The sequence below is a fragment of the Sphingomonas bacterium genome, from assembly GCF_028292945.1.
Classification (GTDB): Bacteria; Pseudomonadota; Alphaproteobacteria; order Sphingomonadales; family Sphingomonadaceae; genus Sphingomonas.
Window position 1 is genome coordinate 1 of sequence record NZ_JAQGLJ010000016.1, and the last position, 14815, is coordinate 14815.

24 protein-coding genes and 1 pseudogene are annotated in these 14815 nt (G+C 65.2%); 2 read left to right on the plus strand and 23 right to left on the minus strand.

All coding sequences use genetic code 11. The features are described 5' to 3' along the window. On the minus strand, positions 1-874 hold an 874-nt coding region (gene secY, locus JWN21_RS02075; protein WP_299645745.1), incomplete at its 3' end, for a preprotein translocase subunit SecY. Between the two features lie 93 nt (positions 875-967). Next, positions 968-1510, minus strand: coding sequence for a 50S ribosomal protein L15 (gene rplO, locus JWN21_RS02080; RefSeq protein WP_299645746.1), 543 nt, complete (start codon positions 1508-1510; stop codon positions 968-970). A 155-nt stretch (positions 1511-1665) separates the two neighbouring features. On the opposite strand from rplO, the gene JWN21_RS02085 reads away from it, so the two are divergent. Together JWN21_RS02085 and JWN21_RS02090 are read left to right on the plus strand one after the other, a co-directional pair. Next, positions 1666-2847 (plus strand): glycosyltransferase family 4 protein, encoded by a 1182-nt coding sequence (locus tag JWN21_RS02085; RefSeq protein WP_299645747.1) that lies wholly within the window; start codon positions 1666-1668, stop codon positions 2845-2847. A 6-nt stretch (positions 2848-2853) separates the two neighbouring features. Next, on the plus strand, positions 2854-3978 hold the full coding sequence (locus JWN21_RS02090; RefSeq protein ID WP_299645748.1) for a glycosyltransferase: 1125 nt from the start codon (positions 2854-2856) through the stop codon (positions 3976-3978). Positions 3979-4038: 60 nt separating this feature from the next. Here the strand turns inward: JWN21_RS02090 and rpmD are convergent, their stop codons facing one another. From rpmD to tuf, 21 genes and pseudogenes are all read right to left on the minus strand, one after another. Next, entirely contained in the window at positions 4039-4218 is a 180-nt protein-coding gene (rpmD, locus tag JWN21_RS02095; RefSeq protein ID WP_299645749.1) for a 50S ribosomal protein L30, read from the minus strand. 5 nt (positions 4219-4223) lie between these two features. Beyond that, entirely contained in the window at positions 4224-5063 is an 840-nt protein-coding gene (gene rpsE, locus JWN21_RS02100) for a 30S ribosomal protein S5 (RefSeq protein WP_299645750.1), read from the minus strand. Between the two features lie 3 nt (positions 5064-5066). Beyond that, the gene (gene rplR, locus JWN21_RS02105; RefSeq protein WP_299645751.1) at positions 5067-5417 is read right to left on the minus strand and encodes a 50S ribosomal protein L18; all 351 of its coding nucleotides are present in this window, start codon (positions 5415-5417) and stop codon (positions 5067-5069) included. After that, positions 5414-5947, minus strand: a complete 534-nt coding sequence (gene rplF / locus JWN21_RS02110) for a 50S ribosomal protein L6 (RefSeq protein WP_299645752.1) — start codon at positions 5945-5947, stop codon at positions 5414-5416. The genes rplR and rplF overlap by 4 nt, the downstream gene beginning before the upstream one ends. After that, a complete protein-coding gene (rpsH, locus tag JWN21_RS02115; protein ID WP_299645753.1) occupies positions 5947-6342 on the minus strand; it encodes a 30S ribosomal protein S8 in 396 nt (131 codons plus the stop codon). The genes rplF and rpsH overlap by 1 nt, the downstream gene beginning before the upstream one ends. 10 nt (positions 6343-6352) lie before the next feature. Beyond that, entirely contained in the window at positions 6353-6658 is a 306-nt protein-coding gene (gene rpsN, locus JWN21_RS02120) for a 30S ribosomal protein S14 (RefSeq protein WP_299645754.1), read from the minus strand. A gap of 120 nt (positions 6659-6778) precedes the next feature. After that, positions 6779-7381 carry a 50S ribosomal protein L5 gene (gene rplE, locus JWN21_RS02125; protein ID WP_299645755.1) on the minus strand — a complete coding sequence of 201 codons (603 nt, stop codon included), beginning with the start codon at positions 7379-7381 and terminating at the stop codon, positions 6779-6781. Further along, positions 7374-7679, minus strand: coding sequence for a 50S ribosomal protein L24 (gene rplX / locus JWN21_RS02130; protein WP_299645768.1), 306 nt, complete (start codon positions 7677-7679; stop codon positions 7374-7376). Before rplX ends, rplE begins: the two co-directional genes overlap by 8 nt. Before the next feature lie 38 nt (positions 7680-7717). Then, complete coding sequence (rplN, locus tag JWN21_RS02135; RefSeq protein WP_299645756.1) at positions 7718-8086, minus strand: 50S ribosomal protein L14; 369 nt, start codon at positions 8084-8086, stop codon at positions 7718-7720. Positions 8087-8169: 83 nt separating this feature from the next. Next, positions 8170-8463, minus strand: a complete 294-nt coding sequence (rpsQ, locus tag JWN21_RS02140; protein WP_299645757.1) for a 30S ribosomal protein S17 — start codon at positions 8461-8463, stop codon at positions 8170-8172. A gap of 10 nt (positions 8464-8473) precedes the next feature. Next, complete coding sequence (gene rpmC, locus JWN21_RS02145) at positions 8474-8680, minus strand: 50S ribosomal protein L29 (protein WP_299645758.1); 207 nt, start codon at positions 8678-8680, stop codon at positions 8474-8476. 1 nt (position 8681) lies between these two features. Beyond that, positions 8682-9116: a 50S ribosomal protein L16 gene (gene rplP, locus JWN21_RS02150; protein WP_299645759.1), complete on the minus strand. Its 435-nt coding sequence runs from the start codon at positions 9114-9116 to the stop codon at positions 8682-8684. 10 nt (positions 9117-9126) lie between these two features. After that, positions 9127-9840, minus strand: coding sequence for a 30S ribosomal protein S3 (gene rpsC, locus JWN21_RS02155; protein ID WP_299645760.1), 714 nt, complete (start codon positions 9838-9840; stop codon positions 9127-9129). Then, on the minus strand, positions 9840-10217 hold the full coding sequence (gene rplV, locus JWN21_RS02160) for a 50S ribosomal protein L22 (RefSeq protein ID WP_299645761.1): 378 nt from the start codon (positions 10215-10217) through the stop codon (positions 9840-9842). The genes rpsC and rplV overlap by 1 nt, the downstream gene beginning before the upstream one ends. Then, positions 10217-10492: a 30S ribosomal protein S19 gene (gene rpsS, locus JWN21_RS02165; RefSeq protein ID WP_299645762.1), complete on the minus strand. Its 276-nt coding sequence runs from the start codon at positions 10490-10492 to the stop codon at positions 10217-10219. Before rpsS ends, rplV begins: the two co-directional genes overlap by 1 nt. 1 nt (position 10493) lies before the next feature. Continuing rightward, complete coding sequence (rplB, locus tag JWN21_RS02170) at positions 10494-11333, minus strand: 50S ribosomal protein L2 (protein WP_299645763.1); 840 nt, start codon at positions 11331-11333, stop codon at positions 10494-10496. 1 nt (position 11334) lies between these two features. Continuing rightward, the gene (locus JWN21_RS02175) at positions 11335-11649 is read right to left on the minus strand and encodes a 50S ribosomal protein L23 (protein WP_299645764.1); all 315 of its coding nucleotides are present in this window, start codon (positions 11647-11649) and stop codon (positions 11335-11337) included. Continuing rightward, positions 11642-12256, minus strand: coding sequence for a 50S ribosomal protein L4 (rplD, locus tag JWN21_RS02180; protein WP_299645765.1), 615 nt, complete (start codon positions 12254-12256; stop codon positions 11642-11644). The genes JWN21_RS02175 and rplD overlap by 8 nt, the downstream gene beginning before the upstream one ends. Before the next feature lie 2 nt (positions 12257-12258). Further along, positions 12259-13035 (minus strand): 50S ribosomal protein L3, encoded by a 777-nt coding sequence (gene rplC, locus JWN21_RS02185; RefSeq protein WP_299645766.1) that lies wholly within the window; start codon positions 13033-13035, stop codon positions 12259-12261. Between the two features lie 198 nt (positions 13036-13233). Then, on the minus strand, positions 13234-13542 hold the full coding sequence (gene rpsJ / locus JWN21_RS02190) for a 30S ribosomal protein S10 (RefSeq protein ID WP_299645767.1): 309 nt from the start codon (positions 13540-13542) through the stop codon (positions 13234-13236). A 151-nt stretch (positions 13543-13693) separates the two neighbouring features. Then, a pseudogene (gene tuf / locus JWN21_RS02195) lies at positions 13694-14815 on the minus strand (elongation factor Tu); the annotation flags it as partial.

Consider the following 14815-nt stretch of genomic DNA (forward strand, 5'->3'; position numbering starts at 1 on the left):
ACACCGTAAGCGGCATCAACAACAGCGACGACGCGAAGATCGGCGGGATGACGCCAGCGGTGTTGATCTTCAGCGGCAGATGGCTGCGTTCGGCCTGCATGCCACGCTGCGTCTGGCGCTTGGGATACTGGATCAGGATGCGACGCTGCGCCCGCTCCATGAAGCAGATGAACAGGATCAGCCCGATCACCGCGACGACGATGCCGACAAGCTGGATGCCACCGATATTGCCCTGCCCGGACCGCGCACTCTCCAGCAGCTGGTACAGCGTCGTTGGGAGATGCGCGACGATGCCGGCCATGATGATCAGCGACACGCCGTTGCCGATGCCGCGGCTGGTAATCTGCTCGCCCAGCCACATCAGGAACATCGTGCCCCCGATTAGCGAGATGACGCAGGCGACGCGGAACAGCGTGCCAGGCTCGACCACCGCTCCCCCGGCTTCGAACCCGACGGCGATGAAATAGCCTTGGATCGCGGTCAGCAGCACAGTGCCGTAGCGGGTGTACTGGTTGAGCTTCTTGCGCCCGCTCTCGCCTTCCTTCTTGATCGCCGCCAGCTGCGGCGACAGCGAGGTCGCCAGCTGCACCACGATCGAGGCGGTGATGTAGGGCATCACACCCAACGCGATCAGGCTCGCACGTTCCAGCGCGCCACCCGAAAAGGTGTTGAAGAAGTCGAGGACCCCTCCTCGGGCGTTATTGGCCAGGTTCGTCAGGCCGACCGGATCGATCCCCGGCAACGGCACATAGGACAGCAACCGGAACACGATCAGCGCGCCGATCGTGAACCACAGCCGCTTCTTCAGGTCGGTCGCCTGCCCGATCTTGCCGGGATTGAAGCCAAGAGTCATTCGGTCGGCTGCGGATGCCATGAGGTGTCCTGGAAACGTGAACGGCGGAACGAGCTAACCCGTCCCGCCGCTCATATAGGCGTAGCGAACGCCATGTCTAATGCGCGGGGAAGCTCAGGCCTTGAACGAGGCCTTGTGCGCCTGGCGCTCCTTGTACTTGACGCCCTTCTTGGCGGCCGCCTTCTCCGCCGCCGGCACGACGTGGATCACGTCGACTTTGCCGCCAAGCCTCTCGACCGCTTCGATGGCACCCTTGGACGCACCCGCAACCGTGAACGAAAGCACCGCCGTCATCTCGCCCTTGGCGAGCAGGCGGACGCCGTCCTTGCCACCGCGCGCAAGGCCTGCGGCCTGCAGCGCAGCGTGGTCCAACGTCGCGTTCGCCTCGATCTTGCCAGCGTCGACCGCGCGCTGGATCGCGCCCAGGTTCACCTCGGCATAATCCTTGGCGAAGATGTTGTTGAAGCCGCGCTTGGGCAGCCGCATGTGGAGCGGCATCTGCCCGCCCTCGAACCCGGCGATGGACACGCCCTCGCGGCTCTTCTGGCCCTTCTGGCCACGGCCAGCGGTCTTGCCTTTGCCCGAACCGATGCCGCGTCCAACGCGCATCCTGGATTTACGGGCACCGTCGTTGTCGCGGAGTTCGTTCAGTTTCATGGGTAGGCACTCGCTTTCGCTATGGTCGCGCTGATTGGGCAAGCCGGCGCGCATAGCCGGGCCGGTCGTGATTGTCACCCTCCCCTTTTGCGGCTCGCCCCGCTAGCGGTGCTGTATGCGCCGGTATCACAAGCCTCATCGACCGGCTCACCCCCATGGCTGATGGCTATGTCTGCGCCATCAATCGCGGACGCGACGGCTACCAGGTGCCGCTCGCCTTGCACGAGGCGGGGCTGTTGGCGTGCTTCGTCACCGATTACTATGCACCCGACGGCCCGCCCGAATGGCTGCCAACCGCGCTGCGGCGTCGGCGGACCCCCGGTTTGCCCGCGACGGTCACGCGCAACGCGCCGTTGAGCTTCGTGCTGCAATCCGCAGCGCAATCGCTGCGCCTGCCGATGGGCCGCATCTTCCCGGTCACCGACCGTCTGCTCGCCGCCCGAGCGGCGCGCGTCGCACGCCGCGTGAATGCGCACCTGTATTGCTACGCTCCACACCTTCCCGACGAGCGCTCGATCGCACAGGGCACGCGGCGCGTGATCTTCGAATACCACCCCACCCCGGCCCTATCGCTAGACGTCCTCGACGCGGATCATGCGCGCTTTCCGCAGACCCGATGGTCGTACCAACTGGAACGTGCCGCACTGTCGCGATCGCGCCGGAACGACGCCTGGAAGCGGGCCGACGCCGTGGTTTGCGCAAGCGCGATGACGCGGCGTTCGCTCGAGCATGACGGCTGTCCGCCCGACCGGATCACCGTCATTCCCTACGGCACGGCACCATCGTCTCTCCCCGCCATCGTGCCGCGAGGCGGGCGCGCGGAGTTCCTGTTCGTCGGGCAAGGCATACAGCGCAAGGGACTGCACCACTTGATCGAAGCATGGCAGGCGAGCGGGCTGGCCGATGCGCGGCTGACGCTGGTCTGCTATAGCATCGATCCCGGCATCCAGGAGATGATCACCGACCCGTCGATCCGACTGCTCGGGCGGCAGGATCGCGCAGGGCTCGATCGGCTCTACGCGCAGGCCGACGTGTTCGTGATGCCGTCGCTCGTGGAAGGATTCGGACTGGTGTACCTGGAGGCGCTGGCGCAGGGCTGCCACATCATCGGCACCGAGAATACCGGGTTGCCCGACCTGGCGTTGCCCGGCGAGGCGGCGACGCTGGTGCGTGCCGGTGACCTAACGGCGCTGGCCACAGCCCTGACGACGGCGCGCGACGCGGCGTTGGCAGGCCATCTGGATCGAGCCGCCATCCATGCCGCCGCCGCGAAGTGGCAATGGTGCGATTTCCGCCGTGCGATCGCCGAGCATGCTCGCGCCGCACTGACGGGCTGACCCACGGTGAAGATCGACATCTGGCACAACGTTCTCTGGTCCCGATACAAGGGCCGGGTCTTCTCCGCGCTGCATCGAAAGGCGCAGGCGTCGGGCGATCTGGTGCATTTCGTCCAGATGGCGGAGACGGACGGCAACCGCGTGGGATTGGGAGCGGTGGATCTCGACTACCATCGCTATCCATTCGAACTCTTGTACCGAGGCGCGCTCAACGCGATCCCGCGCTGGCGATCGGTACCGTACTTCTTCTGGCGCGGTCTGACGGGTCGGGCGGACTTCACGATCATCGCGGGCTATGCCAGCGCGCAGGACTGGGCACAGTTGCTCGGCCTGGTGCTGCAGGGAAGGCCACGCGGAGTGTTCTGCGACTCGACCTTGGGCGAGAGCCGACCCGGGCGACTGCGCGCGGGACTCAAACGGTTCTTCTTCCGCCGCTGCGATCTGATCTTCTGCTATGGCGAGCGAGCACAGGCGATGGCCCTGCACTTCGGCGCGCGGCCAGAAGCGCTGGTGACGCGGTGCCAGGCGGCGGCGCTTCCCGACGATTACAACGCCGCCGTCATACCAGAACTCCGCGCCCATCTCCGCAGCCCTTCCCCGAGTTTCCTCTATGTCGGACGGCTCGCACCCGAAAAGAACCTGTCACGCCTCCTGAGTGCGTTTGCGCGGTTCGTTGTCGAGCAACCCTCCGCAAGGCTGCGTCTGGTCGGAGCCGGCCCGCTGCAGTTGCAGCTCGTTCGGGAGGCGGAAGCGCTCGGCATTACCGACAGGTTGGCATTCGTCGGCGGCCTAGATCAGCACGCGCTCGCGGACGAGTATCTCGCCGCCACGGCCCTCATCCTGCCTTCGTTGCGCGAGCCCTGGGGCTTGGTGGTCAACGAAGCGCTTGCCTATGGCTGCCCCGTCCTCGTCAGCGACCGCTGTGGCTGTCTGCCTGAGCTAGTCAGGCCGGGTCTGAGCGGCCTTGCCTTCGATCCGCTCAATGAAGCGGCGCTCCGGGACGGGATGGCCGCGTTGGCCGGGGAGGACTCACCGTCCGCCGTCTCGTGTCTGTCCGTGATCACGCCCTTTACGCCGGACGCGGCGGCGGCCGATATCCTTGATGCCATACATCGGCTGCGAGGCTGCTGACATGCAAACGGCGCGAACCTTTCGGGCCGCGCCGTTCACCATGCCAACATGCAGGTGGGCTCAGCCCTCCTGCACCTCGACCATGTGCTGGACCTTGCGGATCATGCCGCGCACTTCCGGCGTGTCCGTCAGCTCCGACACGCGGTGCATCTTGTTGAGGCCAAGGCCAACCAGCGTCGCGCGCTGATCGCCGGTGCGGCGGATGGGCGAACCCGTCTGCTTGATCTTGATCGTCGCCATCTCGATTACTCCGTGACGGCCAAGGCTTCGGCCTCGGCGGTCTGCGCGTCAGCGCCGTGACCGCGACCCAGCAGATCGGCGATCTTCTTGCCGCGCCGCTGCGCCACGCTCTTGGGGCTGGTCTGCTCGCCCAGCGCCTGAAAGGTAGCGCGGATCATGTTGTAGGGATTGGACGTCCCCACCGACTTCGTCACCACGTCAGCCACACCGAGTGACTCGAAGATGGCGCGCATCGGGCCACCGGCGATGATGCCCGTACCCTGCGGCGCAGCGCGCAGCGTGACGCGACCGGCACCAAAGTGGCCGTTGGCGTCATGATGCAGCGTGCGGCCTTCCTTCAGCGGCACGCGGACCATGGCCTTCTTGGCCGCCGCGGTCGCCTTGGAGATCGCCTCCGGCACTTCGCGCGCCTTGCCGTGGCCGAAACCGACCCGGCCTTTGCCGTCGCCGACCACGACCAGCGCCGCGAAGCCGAAGCGCTTGCCGCCCTTGACCGTCTTCGAGACGCGATTGATGTGGACCAGCTTCTCGATCAGCTCCTCGCCACCATCGTCGAGGCCGCCACGGCCACCGCGATTGTCGCGACCACCGCGATTGCCGCCCGGACCACCGCGATTGCCGCCGCCAGGACCGCCGCGGCCGCGACCGCCGCCGCCGCCCCCACCGGGACCACCACGACCTCGACCACCGCCGCCGCCGCCCTGGTAGCCGCCACCGCCGCCACCCTGATAACCGCCACCGGAACCGCCTGGATTGGAGCCGGTGTTAGCGCCGGCATCACCGACGGGAGCCTCGACCGCGGCGGGAGCGCCGGGCTGAGACTGGATATCGTTTGCATCGGCCATGTATTAGAACTCCAATCCGGCTTCGCGCGCAGCTTCGGCCAACGCCTTCACGCGTCCGTGGAACAGGAAACCGCCGCGATCGAACACGACGCGGGTCACACCGGCGGCCTTGGCTGCCTCGGCTACCCGCTTGCCGACTTCGGTGGCGGCAGCGACGTTCGACGTCGCCCCCTCATGCCCGGCCAGCGTCGAAGCGGCCGCGACCGTACGGCCGGCCTCATCGTCGATGACCTGCGCATAGATGTGCTTGCCCGAGCGATGCACATGCAGCCGCGGCCGAACGCCGGCGCGCGAGCGCAGCGCGGTACGATTGCGACGACGACGCTTCTCGAAAAGCGAAAGGTGCTTGCTCACTTCTTCTTCCCTTCCTTGCGGAAGATAAACTCGCCGGCGTACTTTATGCCCTTGCCCTTGTATGGCTCAGGCTTGCGCCACTGGCGTATCTCCGCGGCCAGCTGGCCGACCTTCTGCTTGTCCGACCCGCTGATCTCGACGGTCGTCGCGTCCGGCGTCTTCACCTCGACGCCTTCCGGCACGTCGATGTTGACGTCATGGCTATAGCCGAGCTGCAGCTTCAGGTTCCGGCCCTGCGCGGCGGCGCGATAGCCGACGCCGGTGATGAGCAGCTTCTTGGTGAAGCCCTCGGTCACTCCGGTCACCAGGTTCTGAACCAGCGTCCGCTGCATGCCCCAAAAGGCGCGAGCCTGCTTGGTGGCGTTGGCGGGCTGCACCGAAATGCCGTCGCCCTCGACCGAGTAGGTGATCTCGTCGCGCATCGCGAGCGTCAGAATGCCCTTGGGGCCCTTGACGCTCAGCTGCTTGCCCTCGATCGTCGCGGTCACGCCAGCCGGTACGGAGACCGGCTTCTTGCCGATGCGGCTCATCAGAACACCTCCGCGAGGACTTCGCCGCCGACATTCTGCTCGCGGGCCTCGGCATCCGAGAGCACGCCACGCGGCGTCGAGACGATGGTGATGCCCAGCCCGTTCATCACGCGCGGCAGCGACTGGCTGCCGCTGTAGACGCGGCGGCCCGGCTTGGAGACGCGCGCGACATGCTTGATAGCCGGCTGGCCTTCGAAATACTTGAGCTCGATGCGCACGCCGGCGGCGGGGCCCATCTGCTCTTCGGAATAGCCACGGATGTAGCCTTCGCGCTGGAGCACGTCGAGGACGTGGACGCGCAGCTTGGACGCGGGCGAAAGGACGGAGTCCTTCTTCGCGCGCTGTCCGTTGCGGATACGGGTGAGCAGGTCACCCAATGGATCGGTCACTGCCATTATACTGTCCTTACCAGCTCGACTTCGTGACGCCGGGGATCAGGCCCTTGTTGGCCAGATCGCGCAGCATCACGCGGGCGAGGCGGAACTTGCGGTAATAAGCGCGCGGACGCCCGGTCAGCTCGCAGCGATTGCGGATCCGCGTCGGATTGCCGTTGCGCGGCAGCTCGGCCATCTTCAGCCGCGCGATCAGGCGCTCGCCCTCGTCAAGCGACTGGTCGTTCGCCTGCGCCTTCAGCTTCGCCAGCTTGGGTGCGTACTTCTTCACCAGCTCGCGCCGGCGGTTGTTCTTGTTGATGGAACTCAGTTTCGCCATGGACTTAAGCTCTCTTCGTCTTCTCCCCTCCCGCTTGCGGGAGGGCTTGGGGGTGGGCAGGCCCGGACCTGTGTCACAGGCCCACCCCTGACCCCTCCCGCAAGCGGGAGGGGAACTCGGTTACGCCGCCTTCTTGACCTCTTCGGTCTCTTCCTGCGGGAACGGGAAGCCGAACAGGCGCAGCAGCTCACGCGCTTCGTCGTCAGTCTTCGCCGTGGTGGTGACGATCACGTCCATGCCGCGCACCTTGTCGATGCGGTCATAGTTGATCTCGGGAAACACGATCTGCTCTCTGATGCCGCAGGCATAGTTGCCGCGACCGTCGAAGCTCTTCGGGTTCAGTCCGCGAAAGTCGCGAACGCGCGGCAGTGCGATCGTGATGAAGCGGTCCAGGAACTCGTACATGCGCTCGCGACGCAGCGTCACCTTGACACCGATCGGCATGCCCTCGCGTAGCTTGAACTGTGCGATCGACTTCTTGGCCTTGGTGACGACCGGCTTCTGGCCGGCGATCAGCTCCATTTCCTGCGCAGCCTGCTCGACCTTTTTCTTGTCCTGGGTCGCCTCACCGACGCCCATGTTGAGCACGATCTTGTCGAGCCTTGGGACTTCGAGCTTGTTCTTGTAGCCGAACTTCTCGGTCATCGCCTTGGCGATCGTGTCGTCGTACATCGACCGCATGCGCGGGGTGTACGCGGACACCGTCTCGTTGCCCTCAGCCATCGATCTTCGCTCCCGTCTTCACGGCCACGCGGACCTTCTTGCCATCCTGCACTTCATACCGAACCCGAGTGGGCTTGCCGTCAACGACATGCGCGACCTTGGACACGTGCAGCGGCGCCTCGAACTTCTGCAGGCCACCCTGCGGATCGCCCTGACTCGGCTTGGTGTGGCGCGTGGCGATGTTGACGCCGCCGACGATTACCTTGCCGTCCTTGGGCATCGCCTGGGTGACGGTGCCGGTGCGGCCCTTGTCCTTGCCGGACAGGATGATGACCTGGTCACCCTTCTTGATCCGCATCTTCAGCTTCGGACCAGCCTTCTGAGAAGCACTGCTCATCACAGCACCTCCGGCGCGAGACTGATGATCTTCATGTGCTTCTTGCCGCGCAGCTCGCGCACGACCGGGCCAAAGATACGGGTGCCGATCGGCTCCTCGTTCTTGTTGACCAAAACGGCGGCATTGCTGTCGAAACGGATGGTCGAGCCGTCCGCGCGATGAATGTCCTTGGCGGTGCGGACGATGACGGCGCGATGGACATCGCCCTTCTTCACCTTGCCGCGCGGTGCTGCTTCCTTGATGGAGACGACGATGATGTCGCCCACACCGGCCACGCGACGCTTCGAGCCGCCCAGCACCTTGATGCACTGCACCCGCTTCGCGCCGCTATTGTCAGCGACCTCGAGATTGGATTGCATCTGGATCATCGATCCGATTCCTTCTTACCTTGGGGTGGATTGCTGACCCAGCCCCGCCTTGTTCTCCCCTCCCGCAAACGGGACGGGAACGATTATGGTGTCGACGCGGCCTCTTCACCCGACAGCTCGACCCGCTCGGGCGTCGCGTGGGTGTTGACCCGGTCCATGACCTTCCACGTCTTCAGCCGGCTGATCGGCGCGGTCTCTTCGATCCGTACCGTCTCGCCCTGCTTGAACTCGTTCGCCTCGTCATGGGCGTGATACTTCTTCGAGCGGCGGATGATCTTGCCATAGAGCGGGTGCTTCACCTTCCGCTCGACATTCACCACCACCGTCTTGTCGCCCTTGTCGGAAACGATCAGCCCGGTCAGCACGCGCTTTGGCATGTGCTCTTCCTTACTTCGCGGCGGCAGCGGTGCGCTGCGCCTGCATGGTCTTGATGCGCGCGATATCCTTGCGGACCTCGCGCACGCGGCTGGGCTTCTCGAGCTGGTTGGTCGCCGCCTGGAAGCGCAGGTTGAACTGCTCGCGCTTCAGCTGACCCAGCTGCTCGCCCAGCTGATCGTCGCTGGAGCCCGTGAAGTCGATGGTCGTCTTGGCCATGTCACTCGCCTCCCAGGTGCGAGGTGTCGCCAAGGCGCGCGATGACCTTGACCTTGATCGGCAACTTCATTGCCGCGCGCTCGAACGCCTCGGCCGCAACCTTGCCATCGACCCCGTCCAGCTCGAACAGGATGCGGCCCGGCTTGACGCGCGCCGCCCAGAACTCGGGCGAACCCTTGCCCGAGCCCATGCGGACCTCGGCGGGCTTGCTCGACACCGGCACGTCCGGGAAGATGCGGATCCACAACCGCCCCTGACGCTTCATGTGCCGCGTGATCGCGCGGCGAGCCGCCTCGATCTGACGCGCGGTGATGCGGTCGGGCTCCATCGCCTTCAGGCCATAGGAGCCGAAGTTGAGCGACGTGCCGCCCTTCGCATCGCCGTGGATGCGACCTTTGAACGCCTTGCGGAACTTGGTCTTTTTCGGTTGCAGCATGATCTAGTCCTCAGCGGCGACGATCGTCGTCACGCGCAGGGCGGACGCCGGATGTCTGTGCTTCCATCATCAGCCGGTCGGTCGCCATCGGGTCGTGACCCAGGATCTCGCCCTTGAACACCCAGACCTTGACGCCGCACACGCCATAAGACGTGTGCGCCTCGGCCTCGGCATAGTCGATGTTGGCGCGCAGCGTGTGCAGCGGCACCCGGCCCTCGCGATAGCTCTCGGCACGCGCGATCTCGGCACCGCCAAGGCGACCGCCGCAAGCAACGCGAATGCCCTCGGCACCCAGGCGCAATGCCGACTGCACCGCGCGCTTCATGGCACGGCGGAACGCGATCCGGCGCTCCAGCTGATCGGCGATCGACTGGGCAACCAGACGGGCATCGACCTCGGGCTTGCGGATCTCGACGATGTTCAGCGACACATCCGACTTGGTCATCTGGCCGAGCGTCTTGCGCAGCTTCTCGATGTCCGAACCCTTCTTGCCGATGATCACGCCAGGGCGCGCGGCATAGATGGAGATGCGGCAAAGCTTGGCGGGACGCTCGATCACGACCTTGGAGATTGCAGCCTGCGGGTGCGTCTTCATGATGTACTGGCGCATCCGAAGATCTTCCAGCAGCAGACGGCCATAGTCCGCACCCTCGGCGAACCAGCGGCTGTCCCACGTCCGGTTGATCTGCAGACGCAGGCCGATCGGGTTCGATTTCTGACCCATTATGCTTCTTCCTGCTCGCGCACGACGATGCGCAGACGGCTGAACGGCTTGAGAATGCGGGTCGACTTGCCGCGACCGCGCGTGGCGAACCGCTTCATGGTGATCGACTTGCCCACCGATGCCTCCGACACGACCAGCGCGTCGACATCGAGGTTGTGGTTGTTCTCGGCATTGGCGATCGCGGACGCGAGCACCTTGCGTGCGTCGATGGCCATGCCCTTGGTCGAAAACTGCAGGATGTTCATCGCATCGCCGACCTTCTTGCCGCGGATCAGCGCCGCAACGAGGCCCAGCTTCTGCGCGGACCCTCGGATCTGCGTGCCGACCGACAAGGCTTCCTTGTCGCCGACCCTGCGCGGGGAGACTGGCTTGCTCATCAGCGCTTGCCCTTCTTGTCCGCGGCGTGACCCGGGAAGTAGCGCGTCGGCGCGAACTCACCCAGCTTCATGCCGACCATATCCTCGTTCACCGACACCGGCACGAACTTGCGGCCGTTATAGACGTTGAACGTCAGACCAACGAACTGCGGCAGGATCGTCGAGCGGCGCGACCAGGTCTTGATCGGCGCGCGCGCGTTGGTGTCCTGCGCGGTCTCAGCCTTCTTCAGCAGCGAGAGCTCGACGAACGGGCCCTTCCATACCGAGCGAGCCATCTTAGCCCTTCCTCTTCGTGGAGTGACGCGACCGGATGATCATCTTGTCGGTCGACTTGTTGTGACGGGTGCGCGCACCCTTCGTCGGCTTGCCCCACGGCGTGACCGGATGACGGCCGCCGGAGGTACGGCCTTCGCCGCCGCCATGCGGATGGTCGACCGGGTTCTTGGCGACACCGCGCGTCAGCGGGCGCTTGCCCATCCACCGCGAGCGCCCGGCCTTGCCGAGGTTCTGGTTCTGGTTGTCAGGGTTCGAGACCGCGCCAACGGTCGCCATGCACTCGCCATGGATATAGCGCTGCTCGCCCGAGCCGAGCCGCACGATCACCATCCCGCGATCACGACCGACGACCTGCACATAGGTGCCGGCCGACCGTGCGATCTGCCCACCCTTCATCGGCTTCATCTCCACATTGTGGACGATGGTGCCGACGGGGACGGACGCGAGCTCCATGGCATTGCCTGGCTTCACGTCGGTGCGCTTGGCCGCGACGACCTTGTCACCCACAGCGAGCCGCTGCGGCGCGATGATGTAGGCCAGCTCCTCGTCGGCATATTTCACCAGCGCGATGAACGCAGTGCGATTGGGATCATATTCCAGCCGCTCGACGATGCCTTCGACGTCCCACTTGCGACGCTTGAAATCGACATAGCGATAGCGCTGCTTGTGGCCGCCGGCGATGCCGCGCGAGGTCACATGGCCCTTGTTGTTGCGGCCGCCCGACTTGTGCTTGCCCTCGGTCAGCGCCTTGACAGGCTTGCCCTTCCAGAGCTGCGACTTGTCGACCAGCACCAGCCCGCGGACGCCGGGGCTGGTAGGATTATATTGCTTGAGCGCCATGTCAGCGGGCCCCTTCGGTGATGTCGATCGACTCGCCTGCCGCCAAGGTCACGATCGCCTTCTTGATGTCGGACTTGGTGTAGGGCGTGCCCTTCCACTTCTTGGTCTTGCCCTTCTGCAGGATAGTGTTGACGCTCTTCACCGTCTTGCCGAAAATCGCCTCGACCGCAGCCTTGATCTCGGGCTTCGTGGCCTTCGTCGCGACCTTGAACACGTATGCGTCCTGTTCGGTCAGCAGCGTCGCCTTCTCGGTGATGTGCGGCGCGAGGATCACGTCGTAATGGCGATTGTCGACCGCCTGCTTGTCTTTAGCCATGGAAGCGGGCCTCCAGCTGCTCGACGGCGGCGCGGGTCAGCACCAGCGTGTCGGCCTTGATGATGTCATAGACGTTCGCGCCAACCGCCGGGAGCATGTCCACGCCCGGCAGGTTGCGACCGGCGCGATGGCCCTCGGCGATCACGCCATCGATAACGAGCGTCCGGTTGCCCGTACCCAGGGTCGCGAAGTGGCCCTTCAGCTCGCTGGTCTTGCTGACCTGAAAGCCGTCGAGGATGATCAGCGAGCCTGCCTTGGCGTGGCTGCTGAGCGCCATCTTGAGGCCGAGCGCGCGGACCTTCTTGTTCAGCGACGGGTCGAAGTCACGGACGCGGGCGCCGTGCGCCTTGCCGCCGCCGACGAACACCGGTGCGCGGCGATCGCCGTGACGAGCCGTACCGCCGCCCTTCTGACGACCGAACTTCTTGCCCGTGCGCGCGACATCGGCACGCTCACGAGTACCGCGCGCGGTCGCGCGGCGCTTCTCGAGCTGCCAGGTAATGACGCGATGCAGGATGTCGGCGCGCGGATCGAGACCGAACACCTCGTCGTTCAGCTCGACTTCGCCATTGCTCTCGCCGGCGAAGGAGGAAATCTTGACCTTCACGCTCAGCCCTCCTGGCCGTCGGTGGTCGTCACGTCAGCCCCGGAGACGATCGTCTCGTCGGCGGTCGTGTCGGCAACCATGGTGTCACTGTCGTTTGCTGCAGCCACCGACTTCAATCCGGCAGGCATCGGAATACCTGCGTATGCCGGAACCTTGACCGCATCCTTGACGAGCAGCCAGCCGCCCTTCGACCCGGGCACCGAGCCCTTGACGAAGATCAGGCCGCGCTCCGCGTCCGTGGAAACGATCTCAAGGTTCTGCTGGGTGCGGTTCTTGTCACCCATGTGACCGGCCATCTTCTTGTTCTTGAAGACCTTGCCCGGATCCTGGCGCTGACCGGTCGAACCCAGCGAGCGGTGCGACACCGACACGCCGTGCGTCGCGCGCAGACCGCCGAAGTTCCAGCGCTTCATGCCGCCCTGGAAGCCCTTGCCCTGCGTACGGCCCTGAATGTCGACCAGCTGGCCGGCGACGAAATGCTCGGCCGACAGCTCCGCGCCGACGTCGAGCAGATTGTCCTCGGACACCCGGAACTCGGCCAAATACGCCTTGGGTTCGACCTCGGCCTTGCCGAAGTGGCCGCGCTGCGGCTTGGCAACGTTCTTCGCCTTGGCGACGCCCGCGCCAAGCTGGACGGCGGTGTAGCCGTCCCTGTCCATCTCGCGGCGGGCCACGACCTGCAGCTGCTCGAGCTGAAGCACGGTGACCGGCACGTGCCGCCCATCGTCGCCGAACAGGCGCGTCATGCCCATCTTCTTCGCGATCACGCCGGTGCGCATGACCAATCTCCTCACAGAGGCACAGGGCGAAATTGCCAGGTGCGTGTCAGCCCGGAAAAGCGAAGCGTGGCCCCCGTCCCGGGCTGGTTACCCCTTGCGAGGCATGACGGGAGACGCTGTCCCAACCGCAAGCGATTGGCGGTATCTCAATGTCGTTGCTCCTGCGGGACCATCTGGTCGACCGCGGGAGACAACCCGTTAGGCGAGCTTGATCTGCACGTCAACACCGGCAGCGAGGTCCAGCTTCATCAACGCGTCCACCGTCTGCGGCGTCGGCTGCACGATGTCGAGCAGGCGCTTGTAGGTGCGCGTCTCGAACTGCTCGCGGCTCTTTTTGTCGATGTGCGGACCGCGATTGACGGTGAACTTGTCGATGTGGGTCGGCAACGGAATGGGGCCACGGATCAGCGCACCGGTACGGCGCGCAGTGTCGGCGATGTCGCCGGCGGCCTGATCCAGCACACGATGATCGAACGCCTTGAGGCGGATGCGAATGTTGTTGTCCATGGTACCCTACCGATATGAAAGAGCGGGCCGCTGCGACGGCTCTTGCTGTTCGTGGAAACTCGAAGGCGCGGCCTCTGACAGAGACCTTTACAAAAAGCAACCGCCCGACGCTCTGGAGAGCGCCGGGCGGCGACTAAACCGGGTTAGCGGCTTACTTGGTAATGCCGCTGACCACGCCCGCGCCGACGGTGCGACCGCCCTCGCGGATGGTGAAGCGCTGGCCGACGTCCATCGCGATCGGCGCGATCAGCTTGATGCCCAGCGCGACATTGTCGCCCGGCATCACCATCTCGGTGCCCTCGGGCAGCTCGACGGTGCCGGTCACGTCCGTGGTGCGAAAGTAGAACTGCGGACGGTAGTTGGCGAAGAACGGCGTGTGACGGCCACCCTCTTCCTTCGACAGCACGTATACTTCCGAATTGAAGTCGGTGTGCGGCTTGATCGTGCCCGGCTTGCAGAGCACCTGGCCGCGCTCGACCTCGTCACGCGCCACGCCGCGGATCAGCGCGCCGACGTTATCACCGGCCTGACCCTGATCGAGTAGCTTGCGGAACATCTCGACGCCTGTGACCGTGGTCTTGCGCACGGCCGGGTGGATGCCGACAATCTCGACTTCCTCGCCGACCTTGACGATGCCCGTCTCGACGCGACCGGTAACAACCGTGCCGCGACCCGAGATCGAGAACACGTCCTCGATCGGCATCATGAAGGGCTTGTCGAGCGGACGCTCGGGCTGCGGGATATACTCGTCGACCGCTGCCATCAGCTTCAGCACGGCTTCCTTGCCGATCTCGGGCAGCTTGTCCTGCAGCGCGGCGGTGGCCGAACCCTGGATGATCGGGATGTCGTCGCCCGGGAACTCGTACGAGCTGAGCAGCTCGCGGATTTCCAGCTCGACGAGCTCGAGGATCTCGGCGTCGTCCACCAGATCGACCTTGTTCATGAACACGACCATCGCCGGCACGCCGACCTGACGCGCGAGCAGGATGTGCTCGCGGGTCTGCGGCATCGGACCGTCGGTGGCGGACACGACCAGGATCGCGCCGTCCATCTGCGCGGCACCCGTGATCATGTTCTTCACGTAATCGGCGTGGCCTGGTCAATCGACGTGCGCATAGTGGCGCGCCGTCGTCTCGTACTCGACGTGTGCGGTCGAAATCGTGATGCCGCGCTCGCGCTCCTCGGGAGCCTTGTCGATGTTGGCGAAATCGACCGCGACGCCGCCGGTCGTCTCGGCCAGCACCTTGGTGATCGCCGCCGTCAGCGACGTCTT